This window comes from Actinomyces sp. ICM47, assembly GCF_905369875.1.
Classification (GTDB): domain Bacteria; phylum Actinomycetota; class Actinomycetes; order Actinomycetales; family Actinomycetaceae; genus Pauljensenia.
Genome location: NZ_CAJPJE010000056.1, coordinates 1 through 12,798, shown reverse-complemented (window position 1 = coordinate 12,798; position 12,798 = coordinate 1). Strand labels below are relative to the sequence as shown.

General features: G+C 64.7%; 11 protein-coding genes. 3 read left to right on the top strand and 8 right to left on the bottom strand.

Annotated elements, in window-relative coordinates; translation table 11 throughout:
- The 8 genes from tyrS to pheS all read right to left on the bottom strand — a co-directional run.
- On the bottom strand, positions 1 to 1,007 hold a 1,007-nt coding region (gene tyrS / locus QZ149_RS09180), incomplete at its 3' end, for a tyrosine--tRNA ligase (protein WP_291451130.1).
- 72 nt (positions 1,008 to 1,079) lie between these two features.
- Positions 1,080 to 2,507 (bottom strand): argininosuccinate lyase, encoded by a 1,428-nt coding sequence (gene argH, locus QZ149_RS09175; protein WP_291451128.1) that lies wholly within the window; start codon positions 2,505 to 2,507, stop codon positions 1,080 to 1,082.
- 43 nt (positions 2,508 to 2,550) lie between these two features.
- Positions 2,551 to 3,909, bottom strand: coding sequence for an O-antigen ligase family protein (locus QZ149_RS09170; protein ID WP_291451127.1), 1,359 nt, complete (start codon positions 3,907 to 3,909; stop codon positions 2,551 to 2,553).
- Positions 3,910 to 4,006: 97 nt separating this feature from the next.
- The gene (locus QZ149_RS09165) at positions 4,007 to 5,227 is read right to left on the bottom strand and encodes an argininosuccinate synthase (protein ID WP_291451125.1); all 1,221 of its coding nucleotides are present in this window, start codon (positions 5,225 to 5,227) and stop codon (positions 4,007 to 4,009) included.
- 63 nt (positions 5,228 to 5,290) lie between these two features.
- Positions 5,291 to 5,812, bottom strand: a complete 522-nt coding sequence (argR, locus tag QZ149_RS09160) for an arginine repressor (RefSeq protein ID WP_291451124.1) — start codon at positions 5,810 to 5,812, stop codon at positions 5,291 to 5,293.
- A 74-nt stretch (positions 5,813 to 5,886) separates the two neighbouring features.
- On the bottom strand, positions 5,887 to 6,375 hold the full coding sequence (locus QZ149_RS09155) for a flavodoxin domain-containing protein (RefSeq protein ID WP_291451123.1): 489 nt from the start codon (positions 6,373 to 6,375) through the stop codon (positions 5,887 to 5,889).
- A gap of 100 nt (positions 6,376 to 6,475) precedes the next feature.
- Positions 6,476 to 9,124: a phenylalanine--tRNA ligase subunit beta gene (gene pheT, locus QZ149_RS09150; protein WP_291451122.1), complete on the bottom strand. Its 2,649-nt coding sequence runs from the start codon at positions 9,122 to 9,124 to the stop codon at positions 6,476 to 6,478.
- Position 9,125: 1 nt separating this feature from the next.
- Positions 9,126 to 10,211, bottom strand: a complete 1,086-nt coding sequence (pheS, locus tag QZ149_RS09145) for a phenylalanine--tRNA ligase subunit alpha (RefSeq protein WP_291451121.1) — start codon at positions 10,209 to 10,211, stop codon at positions 9,126 to 9,128.
- Positions 10,212 to 10,380: 169 nt separating this feature from the next.
- On the opposite strand from pheS, the gene panB reads away from it, so the two are divergent.
- From panB to QZ149_RS09130, 3 genes are all read left to right on the top strand, one after another.
- Positions 10,381 to 11,241 carry a 3-methyl-2-oxobutanoate hydroxymethyltransferase gene (gene panB / locus QZ149_RS09140; RefSeq protein WP_291451119.1) on the top strand — a complete coding sequence of 287 codons (861 nt, stop codon included), beginning with the start codon at positions 10,381 to 10,383 and terminating at the stop codon, positions 11,239 to 11,241.
- A gap of 28 nt (positions 11,242 to 11,269) precedes the next feature.
- Positions 11,270 to 12,154 carry a type I methionyl aminopeptidase gene (map, locus tag QZ149_RS09135; protein ID WP_009647818.1) on the top strand — a complete coding sequence of 295 codons (885 nt, stop codon included), beginning with the start codon at positions 11,270 to 11,272 and terminating at the stop codon, positions 12,152 to 12,154.
- Between the two features lie 164 nt (positions 12,155 to 12,318).
- Positions 12,319 to 12,798 (top strand): ROK family protein (locus tag QZ149_RS09130; protein WP_291451117.1); only part of this gene is annotated, 480 nt, incomplete at its 3' end.

Genomic DNA, 12,798 nt, shown 5'->3' with positions numbered 1-12,798 from the left:
TTCTGTAATTCAGGAAGAAGGCGGCATACGTGTTCCGGCTTAGTCTCGTGGGGTCGGAGTTGTGTAAAAGCGACAGGCTCAGCACCGTGCACCAGCTCCGTGACGGAGGCAGCCAGGGCCTTCTGTGCGGCACGCTGGTGAGGACGCTCGGCGACCTCAAGCGCCAGAGCTTCGATCTCCTCGCGCGACTTGAAAGTGAAGATCTTCAGGAAACGGACCACGTCCTCGTCAGCCACCTGCAGCCAGAACTGGTAGAAGGCGTAGGGGGTCATCATCTCCGGATCGAGCCAGATAGCCCCGCCCTCAGACTTGCCGAACTTGGTGCCGTCGGCCTTGGTGATGATCGGCGTGGTCATGACGTGGGTGTCGACACCCTCAACCTTACGGATTAGGTCGACGCCGCCGACCATGTTGCCCCACTGGTCGTTGCCGCCGGTTTCGAGCGTGCAGCCGTGACGACGGTAGAGCTCGAGGAAATCGTTGGCCTGGAGCACCTGGTAGGAGAACTCCGTGTAGGAGATACCCTCGTCTGACGCGATTCGACGGGCGACGATGTCCTTGTTGAGCATGGTCCCCACGCGGAAGTATTTGCCGATAGTGCGCAGCAGGTCGATGGCGCTCATTTCCTGGATCCAATCCAGGTTGTTCACCATCTGCGCGGCGGCCGGTCCCTCGAAGTCGAGGAACTTCGAGATCTGAGCACGCAGGCGCTCCGCCCAGCCTCGCACGACCTCGGTGGACTGTAACTGGCGCTCGCCGCTCTGACGCGGGTCACCAATCTGACCGGTCGCTCCGCCCACGAGCGCGAGTGGGCGGTGGCCCGCAAGCTGCAGGTGCCGCATGACGATCAGCTGGACGAGGTGGCCATGGTGCAGGGAAGGGGCCGTCGGGTCGTAACCGCAATAGAAGGTGACAGGTCCGGCGCTCAGGTGTGCGCGAAGCGCCTCGAGGTCGGTGTGCTGCGCGAGCAGCCCACGCCACTGCAGGTCGTCCAGAATGTCTGTCACGAAAGTTGTCCTTCCTTGCGGATTTCACGGGTTATTGTGATTGTAAGTGTATCGGCTTCGCAGCCAGGGGCGTTAGCGCAGCCCAGCGACCGCCCACTGCCATGCATCCGCGAGGCCAGCCCGGGCCTCGTCGAGCTGCTCGGCCACGCGTACCGGTGCGGTACCGCCGCGACCCAGGCGCGCGCGGACGGACCCGTCGACGGTGAGCACGGAACGCACCTCGGGGTCGAGATGGGGCGAGGCCTGGGCGAGTTCAGCATCGGTCAGATCCGCGAGTTCCACTCCCCTGGCTTCGGCGAGGCGAACGCAAGCACCCGAAATCTCGTGCGCATCGCGGAACGGCACGCCGCGCTTGACGAGCCATTCAGCGATGTCGGTGGCCAATGAGAAACCCTGAGGGGCGAGCTGGGCGAGGCGCTCGAGGTGGATGGTCATCGTATCGATCATGCCGGCGACGGCGGGGCACAGGACGTCGAGAGTGTCGATCTGATCGAAGACGGGTTCCTTGTCTTCCTGCAGGTCGCGGTCGTATGCCAGGGGCAGGGCCTTGAGGACAGCGAGGAGGGCGGTCAGGTCGCCGATGAGGCGGCCGGCCTTGCCGCGCGCGAGCTCGGCGACGTCGGGATTCTTCTTCTGCGGCATGATCGACGAGCCGGTCGAGTAGGAGTCGTCGAGCGTGACGTAGCCGAATTCCTTGGTGTTCCAGATAACGATCTCTTCGCTCAGGCGGGAGATGTCGATGCCGATCTGGGCGCAGATGAAGGAGAACTCGGCGACGACATCGCGCGCGGCGGTGCCGTCGATAGAGTTTTCGACAGAGTCGCTAAATCCGAGGGCCGCGGCGATGCGGCGCGGATCCATGCCGAGTGTGTTGCCGGCGAGCGCGCCGGAACCATAGGGAGAGATGGCGGCGCGCTTGTCCCAGTCGCGCAGGCGGGACACATCGCGCAGGAGCGGCCACACGTGTGCCAGCAGGTGGTGAGCGACGAGGACGGGCTGGGCGTGCTGCATGTGGGTACGTCCCGGCATGACGGCGTCACCAGCGCGCTCTGCCTGGCCAACGAGGGCCTGGGCGATGTCAAGGACGCGACCGGCCAGGTGGCGAGCCTCTTCACGCAGATACACGCGGATGAGGGTAGCGATCTGGTCGTTGCGCGAGCGACCGGCGCGCAGCTTACCGCCCAGGGTCGCGCCCGCGCGCTCAATCAGGCCGCGCTCGAGCGCGGTGTGCACGTCTTCATCGTCGGGGCTAGGAACGAAGGCTCCTGAAGAGACGTCAGCGTCGAGCCGCGACAGAGCGTCGTGCATGTCCGCGCACTCTTGGTCGGAAAGCAAACCAACGCGATGCAGCTCGTCGGCATGCGCGTGCGAGCCTGCGATGTCGACGTGGGCAAGTCGGAAATCAAAGTGGGTCGAGACACTCAGCGCGGCAAGTGCCTGCGACGGCCCGCCAGCAAAGCGGCCACCCCACAAGGACACGTGCGTTTCGGACTGCGACATGGTGGACCTCCCGAGGTCGACAAAGGGAATAAACGTTCAGGATCTAAGAGTATTCGAGATACTGTCGTGCCGCCGACGGCCATACGATGGGTACCTCTCCGCGCACCTTGACCCAGGTGGCGATAATGACGAAGAGCATCCAGTTGCCTTCGAAGAGAAGGCGGGATTCGGTGAAGGACTGGATGAACATGGCGATCATCAGAACGGCAGGGATCACGTCCCACAAGTTGTCGTCGATGTGGGCGACCGCAACCTTGATGACGCGGAACAACGTCCAGATGATCGCCGCCGTCGCCAGGAACGCGCCTACGCAACCTGTCGTCAGGGCCGCCTCCACGTAGGCATTGTGAGCCTGGTTCGTCGATGTTCCGTCCTGACGCACCACAAGGCCCGCGAATGGTTCCAGCCACGTGGGCCAGCCAATAAACCATCCCCAGCCCCCAAGCGGGCGCTCAGCGATGAGCGGCGCGACGGAGTGCCAGATGATGGAGCGCCCGCTCATGTCCGGGCTGCGCCCAAAGGCATCGGCGATCCAATGCCGCGCAAAGAACGCAATAATCGCCGCGATGACGCCCGTCCCCGTGAAGATACCGACGACGCGCAGGCGCAGGTGCACGGGGACGCGCCGCTGAACGACCAAGCCCACGACAACAGTCAAGCAACCCGCGGTAGACAGAGCGACTGTCGCGGATTGCGTGAGGAGCAAGGTGACACCGCACGCAGCGAGCCACGCGAGCGTGGAGGGCAGCGCGCGCCTGGTCTGCATCCAGCGCAGCACCAGGCACACGGCCAGGAGCAGCGCTATGAAGGCCAGCGGGTTACGGTTACCGGGGAAGCCCTGAATCGGGCCTCCCTCGAATAATCGCCCGTCCACCCAATAGGAGGACGCAGGCAGGTGACCTCTCCCCCACAGGGTGGGCGGCGCCAAGGGTCCCCGACCAATGACGGCCACCACAAGCTCGAGAATGAAGGAGGAGGCGATAATCCATTGGAAGGACAAGATGAGTGACTCGACCAAATCCGTCAGCGGCAGAGCGACGGAGACGGCTATTGCCACTAAGGTGAGCGCCGATTGGACCACCCAGTATTGGGCGCTCAGCGCTGGGTCAATCGACCAGATGCACGTCACGGCGCACCACAGGACAAACATGCTGATCGTCGTCGGGAAACGACGCAGCAGCAGCGAGCGGCCGGAGCTGCGGAAAAGAACGACGAAGGCCGCGAGGAGAATGAGCATCGGAACGAGAGAACCGATGTCTCCGAAGATGCCGCGGATACCCTTACCCGCAAACCCGACGAAAAACATGCCTGCGACCGTGTAGCGCATCATCCGTTCGTGCATGGCCTCATCCTGATCGACGCCCGCCGTAGCATCAATCGCTGCACTCTCTTGATACGTCATACCGACACAGTAAGCGAGGTGGGAGCGCCGTCGCCGACGCTCCCACCCCTTGAAACACAACTGAAACATTCCCTGTGAGAGAACCCTCAATGAGTACTCAGTACCCCATATCAACACCGAAGCGCACATCACGCGCAGCGGCCAGCTTGGACTGCAAGCCGTAGATGTCGATGAAGCCGCGCGAGGAGGACTGGTCGAAAGTATCGCCGGTCTCGTATGTCGCGAGGTTGAAGTCGTAGAGTGAGGACTCCGATCGGCGGCCATTGACGGTCGCGCGTCCGCCGTGCAGGATCATGCGGATATCGCCGGAGACATACTGCTGGGTGTGCTCGATGAAAGCGTCCATCGACTTCTTGAGCGGCGAGTACCACTGGGCCTCGTACACCAGCTCGCCCCACGTCTGCTCGAGCTGACGCTTGTAGCGGTGCTGCATGCGCTCGAGGGTGACGGCCTCGAGGGCCTGATGGGCCTCAATGAGCGCGACGGCTCCGGGGGCCTCGTAAATTTCGCGTGACTTGATGCCGACGAGGCGGTCCTCAACCATGTCGATGCGGCCGATGCCCTGGACGCCGGCGCGACGGTTCATTTCCTGGATAGCCTCAAGCGGGGTGACGGGACGTCCGTCGATAGCGACGGGGATGCCCTTGTCGAAGGTGATGACGACTTCGTCCGGCAGCGGCGGGTAGGTGGGGTCATCGGTGTAGTTGTAGACATCCTTGGTGGGGGCATTCCACAGGTCTTCGAGGAAGCCGGTTTCGATGGCGCGGCCCCACACGTTCTGGTCAATCGAGAAGGGGTTGTGCTTCGTCGTTTCGATCGGCAGGTTGTGCTTCTCGGCGTACTCGATGGCAACGTCGCGGGTCAGGGCAAGGTCGCGCACCGGGGAGATGCAGTCCATGTCGGGGGCCATCGAGGTGATGGAGACCTCGAAGCGGACCTGGTCGTTGCCCTTGCCGGTGCAGCCGTGGGCGACGGTGGTGGCACCGAAATCGCGGGCGGCCTTGACCAGGTGCTTGGTGATCACGGGGCGAGACAGCGCGGATACGAGCGGATACTTGCCTTCGTAGAGCGCGTTGGCCTTCAGGGCCGGCATGCAGTATTCGCTTGCAAATTCGTCGCGGGCGTCGGCGACGTAAGCCTCGACGGCTCCACAGTCGAGCGCGCGCTGACGGATGACCTCGAGGTCCTCGCCGCCCTGGCCGACGTCGACAGCGACGGCCACGACTTCGCGGCCGGTCTGCTCTCCGATCCATCCGATGGCGACAGAGGTGTCCAGGCCGCCTGAATAGGCCAGAACAACGCGATCTTTGCTCGACATGTGGATTCCTTCCAAATGGGGTTTCGTAGGTTCGTGTGCCCGCTCGCAGGGACGAGGCCGGGGCTAGTTGCCGGGGAGCGCAGCGGGTTCCGCGAGGGCGAAGAGCATGCGTTCGATTGCGCTCGCATCCTCGCTCGAGCGACAGATCACGAGGATCGTATCGTCGCCTGCGATCGTTCCGGCGATCTCGTCGCGCCGCACGGCATCAATGGAGGAGGCGAGGAGGTTCGCAGCTCCGACCTGCGTGCGCAGTACAAGCTGGTTATCAACTTTGACGGAGGTGACGAGCAGGAGCTGGCACCAGCGGGCGAGACGAACATTGGCCGCTTCAGCGTCGTGGGTCGCACCTCCATCATGGTCGGGCACGGTGTAGATGAGCACGCCCGAGGCGTTGCGCACCTTGGTGGCCCGCAGGTCCATGAGGTCGCGTGAGAGTGTCGTCTGAGTAACATCGATACCCCGCTCGGCCAGGCGGGATCGAAGGGCTTCCTGGCTGCCGATTGACTCGGAGGCGAGGAGGTCGCGGATCATTTCATGCCTGGCACTCTTGGTGCTGGGGAACGCTGCTGCTGGACTCATATGCATGATTATACATACATATGCATATTAGCGCACAAGCGGGTGAGTCGCGTCGCTCACCCACTCAGCACCTGACAGCGTCAGCCCTGCAGAGCCTCGACAATCTCGTCAGCCCACTGATCAACGGCGTCCCAGTCACGGAAGTCGCCTTCAACAACGCCGGCCAAACGCGCGACGGAACGCTCACGCAGGGACAACAGAGAGGGCTTGTAACGGCCCGGGAAAGTGCGCAGTTCGCGGCAGCGCACGTGTGTGAGCAGCGGGCCGACGCGCGTGCCATCCTGCTCCGAGTGCTTGGGAACGCCATTCATGCCGACGGAAAAGGCCCACACCTGTCCGACGGGCAGATCGTCCTTGAAGCGCTCCATGAAGTCGTGCGCCTCGGGCATCCACTGGAGAATGTAGACAGCCGAGCCAACAATCACGGCGTCATATCCCTCGACGGAGGTCACATCGGCCGGCGCAAGACGGTCGACAGTGATGCCACTCGCTTCGATGCGCTTGGCGATGGCGTCGGCGACCTCATCCGTCGCCCCGTGCTTTGATGCTGCAGTTACAAGGATGTGCATAGGCCCATACTAAAGCGAAGACCGGCCGAATCTGCGGGTGCAACGCCCCAAATGAGTGGGGCACCACACGTGAGATTCGACCGGCCTTCTGCTGAGTGTGTCAAGCGCGCAGCGAGGCTCCGAGGACCTTGGCAGCCTTCGTAACCACCTGCTTGCGGACGGCCTCGGTTTCCTTGGCGGTCAGCGTGTGGTCGGCGGCGCGCAGGCGCAGCGCGAAGGCGAGCGAACGGTAGCCCTCGGGTACCTGGTCTCCCTCGTAGATGTCGAAGAGGGTGACGGACTCGGCGAGCGGGCCAGCCCCCTGGCGCACGATCTGCTCGACGCGCGCAGCCGGGATGTCGGAGGGCACCACGAGCGCGATGTCTTCCTTAGCCAGCGGGAACGTCGAGACGCCCTTGACCTGGATCGGATCGGCGCTCATGTGCGCGATCAGCGCATCCATGTCAATCTCAAAGGCGCAGGAGCGCGCGGGCAGGCCGAAGGCGCGGCAGGTCGCCGGCGAAAGCTCGCCGGCGAGCGCCACATCCACCAGGTTGCGACCGGCGCGCACGAACACGCGAGCGACGCGGCCCGGGTGGAAAGGAGCCACGTCAGCGGGATCGCTAGCGGGAGCGGGCATCGGGGCACCCTTGTGCGCGGGAACGTGGTCCGTCCACGCGCGGGTCACCTCGACGCGCACGCCCAGATCCGAGGCGACACGACGCACGTACTCGAGGGCATCAGCCCAGTCGTAGGCGCGCGGGTTCGACACAACACCTGCAGCCTCGGCCGCACCGGTCAGGACGCCGCCGATGTGCCAGGGCTGGGCGGGGATACCTGCCTCCAGCGCGGCGAGCACCTCGTCGGAAGGCCGCTCCTGCGCGCTGGGAAGCGGCGCGGGGACGGTGCCGTGGGGACGGGCAACCTTGGCGATCTCGAAGACGGCGACGTCCGCATTGGAGCGCGAGACGTTGCGGCCAGCGACGTCAAGGAGCGTGTCGAGCACCGAGGTGCGCAGCCACGGGGAATCATCCGCCATCGGGTTGCGCAGGCGCAGGGCCTCGCGGCGCGGATCATCCGCGGGGATCCCCTGGCGATCCCACGTGTCGGACACGAAGGGGTAGGACTCGACCTCAACGAGGCCGCCGTCGGCCAGCGCAGCGGCGGCCAGACGGCGTGCCTTCTGCGCAGTTGTCAGACCGTGGCCCGCCGGGGCGGTCGGCATGACAACGGGAATGTTGTCGTAGCCGTCGAGGCGTGCGACCTCTTCGACTAGGTCGGCAGGCAGCGTCAGATCGGGACGCCACGAGGGGGCAGTCACCGTGAAGACGTCATTCACCGGACCTTCGACGAGGCAGCCGACCGTCGTCAGCAGCTTAGCGATACGCTCGGGGCTGTGAGCGACGCCGGTCAGACGCTGGGCCTCACCCACGGGCAGCGAAATGACGGTCGCGCCGACGCGCTGATCCACGTCGGTGACACCCTCATCGACTGTGCCGCCACCGTATTCAATGAGGAGTTCAACAGCACGCTGGGCAGCCACCGCAGGAAGCTGCGGGTCGGTGCCACGCTCGAAGCGCTTGGAGGATTCGGAATGCAGCTTGTGACGGCGGGCGCTGCGCGCGATAGACACCGAGTCGAAGTGGGCGGCCTCGAACAGGATGTCCGTGGTTCCCTCCTCCACCTCGGAGTAGGCACCACCCATGACGCCAGCAATACCGATGATGCGCGAACCCTCACCCTGGGGCGAGTCGGTGATGAGCAGGTCCTGCTCATCCAGCTCGCGCTTCTCATCGTCCAGGGTCACGAGCAATTCACCTGCGCGTGCGCGACGCACGATGATCGGCGCGGCCAGCGCGCCCAGGTCGTAGGCGTGCATCGGCTGGCCCAGATCCAGCATGACGTAGTTCGTGATGTCGACGGGCAGCGACAGGGAACGCATACCGGCTGCCTCGAGGCGCTCGACCATCCATCGCGGGGTCGGCGCGGCGGGGTTCGTGCCGCGAACGATGCGCGCGACAAAGCGGTCAACGCCCACGCGACCGCGGATCGGCGCGTCATCAGCAAAGACCACGGGGAAGCCGTCGGCATTGGCTGCAGGCGGCTCGGCAGCGATAACACCCGGCAGACCCGGGTCGCGGAAGGCTGCGCCTGTCGAGTGGGAGTACTCGCGCGCGATGCCGCGCATCGAGAAGCAGTAGCCGCGGTCCGGGGTCACGTTGATCTCGAGGACTTCCTCGCCCAGGCCCAGCCAGGACACGATGTCGGTGCCGACGGCGAGGATCTCGCGGTCCGGGAAGTACTTCGGCAGCACGATGATGCCGTCGTGGTCCTCCCCCAGACCCAGCTCACGTGCGGAGCAGATCATGCCGTCGGAGATGTGACCGTAGGTCTTACGCGCGGCGATCTGGAAGTCACCCGGTAGCACGGCACCCGGCAGCGAGACGACCACCAGGTCGTCGACGTCGAAGTTGTGCGCACCGCAGATGATGCCACGGCTCGGCAGCTCCGAGGGTTCCTTGCCCGTGCCGGGGGCATCGTTGTACTCGCCCACGTCTACGCGGCAGTAATTGACGACCTTGCCGTTCGAGGCGGTCTCCTCCACGCGCGTCAGGACGCGGCCCACGACGAGGGGGCCGATGACGCGGGCGGGATGAATTTCCTCTTCCTCGAGGCCGACCTTGACCAGGGCGGCGGCCAGTGCCTCGGCGTCGGTGCCGTCAACGACGTCGACGTGGTCAGCCAGCCAGCTCAGCGGAACCATAGGCATGTCAGTTTCCCCTTCCATTGATGCCGAACTGCTGGGAGAAACGAACGTCTCCCTCGACGATGTCGTGCATGTCAGCGATGCCGTGACGCAGCATCAGCGTACGTTCGATACCCATGCCGAACGCGAAGCCCGAGTAGACCTCGGGGTCGATACCGTTGGCGCGCAGGACGTTGGGATTGACCATGCCGCAGCCGCCCCATTCGATCCAGCCGGGGCCGCCCTTCTTCTGGGGGAACCACAGGTCCATCTCGGCGCTGGGCTCGGTGAAGGGGAAGTAGGAGGGACGCAGGCGGGTCTTCGCCTCGGGACCGAACATGGCCTTGGCGAAGTGGTCCAGGACGCCCTTGAGGTGCGCCATCGTCAGGCCCTTGTCGACCGCGAGACCCTCGACCTGGTGGAACACGGGCGTGTGCGTCGCGTCCAGGGCGTCGGAGCGGAAGACCTTACCCGGGCAGGCAATGTAGAGCGGAACGCCGCGACTGAGCATCGAGTGGGACTGCACCGGCGAGGTGTGCGTGCGCATCACCAGGTGACCGTCCTCCTCCTTCTCACCGCCAGCAGAACGCCCGTCGATGTAGAGGGTGTCCTGCATCTGGCGGGCAGGGTGATCGATGTCGAAGTTGAGCGAATCGAAGTTGAACCACTCGTGCTCGATCTCGGGACCCTCGGCGATGTCCCAGCCCATGGCAACGAAGAAGTCAGCGACCTCTTCCATGAGCGTCTCCAGGGGGTGGCGCGCACCGGCGGCGCGGCGGCGCGTGGGGACCGTGACGTCCACTGATTCCTCGACCAGCATGCGGGCCTCGTGCTCGGCAGCGAGGATCTCCTTGCGAGCGTCGAGGGCCTCGGTCAGCGCCTTGCGCGCCTGTCCGAGGTTCTTACCAGCCAGACCACGCTTCGAGGGCTCGAGCGAACCGATGGTACGGTTCGCGGTCACGAGCGGGGCTTGATCTCCGAGAAGCGCGGCGCGGACGGCCTTGAGGGCGTCCAGCGAATCCGCTTCTTCAATATCGACGAGGCCTTGGGCACGCACTGCGTCGACGGCGGCCTCATCGAGAGGATCAAGGTCAGGGGCATTGCCAGCCATGTCCTGCTTCCTTCTTCTTTCCTACTGGGGGCATTACTGCGCGCATCACGCGCACCGCATTCCATCTTACCCGTTCGCACATCCTCACAGCTCACCGGGTCCGCCACCGCGCTACCCTGGGAGGCGTGAATGCGCGCGAGCGCACCCGTCGTCTCCAGACAGGAAATCCATGTCTCACATTACGAACCCCGAAGGCGCGGCCCCGGCCTCGTCCTCGATCCCTCCCCTGTTTAACGCCCGACGCGTGCGCGTCCAGCACATTGCGCGCGCCAAGGCCGAGGGGATTCCCCTGACGATGCTGACTGCCTACGACGCGCTCACCGCGCCCGTTCTCGAGGCCGCTGGCGTCGACATGCTGCTCATCGGTGATTCGCTGGGCAACGTCATCCTGGGACACTCCTCCACCTTGCCTGTCACGCTGGAGGACATGGAACGCGCCACGGCGGCCGTTGCACGCTCAACCTCGCGCGCCATGATCGTTGCCGACCTGCCGTTTGGCACCTACGAGGACTCCCCCGAGCATGCCTTCGCGTCCGCCGCCCGCCTCATGAAGGCCGGTGCCCACGCCGTCAAGCTCGAAGGCGGCGAGGCCCGCGCGCATATCATCGCCGCGCTGACCGCGGCAGGTATCCCCGTGTGCGCGCACCTGGGCTACACCCCCCAGTCCGAGAACGCGCTGGGCGGCCCACGCATGCAGGGACGAGGCGACGGTGCCGACCAGCTGCGCCGAGACTCCCTCGCCGTCCAGGAGGCCGGCGCTTTTGCCGTCGTCTTCGAGATGGTGCCCGCCGCCATCGCCACGGAGCTCACCCACACGCTGTCCATCGCGACGATCGGCATCGGTGCCGGTCCGAACACCGACGGTCAGGTCCTGGTGTGGTCCGACATGGCCGGATACTCCGACTGGACGCCCTCGTTTGTGCGTAAGTTCGGCCAGCTCGGTCAGGCGCTGCATGAGGCCGCCTCCGACTACGTCGGTTCCGTGCGCGAGCGCAGCTTCCCCGGACCTGAGAACTACAAGAACGACTGACTTTGTCCACTAGCAGGAGGAAGCACACATGGAAGCATCACCACTTGCACGCCGCGCGCCGCTGGGCACGCTGAAGCCCGGACGCGTCTCGCCGATGCGCGCCGTGCCCGAGCACATCGAACGCCCCGAGTACATGTTCCACGACGGTCCCGAACGCGTGACCGCCTCGGACATCAAGACTCCCGAGACGATCGCAAAGATCCGTGAGGCCGGACGCATCGCCGCCGGTGCCATCGAGGCCGTCGGTGCGGCTATCGCGCCGGGCGTGACCACGGAGGAACTCGACCGCATTGGCCACGAGTACCTGATCGCCCACGACGCCTACCCCTCGTGCCTGGGCTACATGGGCTTCCCGAAGTCCATCTGTTCCTCGATCAACGAGGTCATCTGCCACGGCATCCCCGACGATCGCCCGCTCGAAGACGGCGACATCATCAACATTGACATCACCGCCTACAAGGACGGCGTCCACGGCGACACCTGCGCCATGTTCGAGGTCGGCACCGTGGACGAGGAATCGCACCTGCTCGTCGAGCGCACCAAGAACGCGATGATGCGTGGCATTAAGGCCGTGGGTCCGGGCCGCGAAATCAATGTGATCGGCCGCGTTATCGAGGCCTACGCAAAGCGTTTCGAGTACGGCGTCGTGCGCGACTACACGGGTCACGGCGTGGGTGAGGCTTTCCATTCGGGCCTGATCGTCCCCCACTACGATGCAGCTCCCGCCTACAACACGGTGATGGAACCGGGGATGGTCTTCACGATTGAACCTATGCTGACCCTCGGCACAGTCGAATGGGAGCAATGGGACGACAACTGGACCATCGTCACCGCCGACCGTTCGCGCACTGCACAGTTCGAGCACACGATCGTCGTGACCGAGGATGGGGCAGAGATTCTGACCCTCCCCTGAGTCTTTCAACACACCGCAGCCCGCGTCATATCTCACGATTCGACGCGGGCTGTTCCCATCTCGTAAACGGATTGCACTTCCCCCGGTGGCGTCCATTACAATTCAGAGACGACGGGCACTAGCAGCCCGCATTCAAACCGACACACGTTACCCGAGGAGGGGTCATGGTTCAGGTCGCTTGCGGCATCGACATCGGCGGATCCGGCGTGAAGGGCGCACTGGTAGATCTGGAGACCGGGGAGTACATCGGCGATCAGATCCGCATCCCGACCCCCAATCCGGCCACACCCGAGGCCGTGGCAACAGTGTGCCGCGAGGTCATCGACCAGCTCGACGTGAAGATTGGCGTTCCGATTGGTGTCACCTTCCCCGCCCCCGTTTTTAACGGCGTGATCCCCTACATGGCGAACCTGGATCAGTCGTGGGTCAACGTCGATGTGGATGCCCTCATGGAGCGCCACCTGGGTCGCGCGGTCGTTGCCCTCAACGACTCGGACGCAGCCGGCATCGCGGAGGTCGCGTACGGCGCGGCGAAGGGGCGCGGCCGCGTCCTCTTGTTCACCACGCACGCCACGGGCAGCGGCTCGCCGATCATTGTCAACGGCACGCTGCTGACGAAAACGGAACTGGGCCCCTTGGAGATC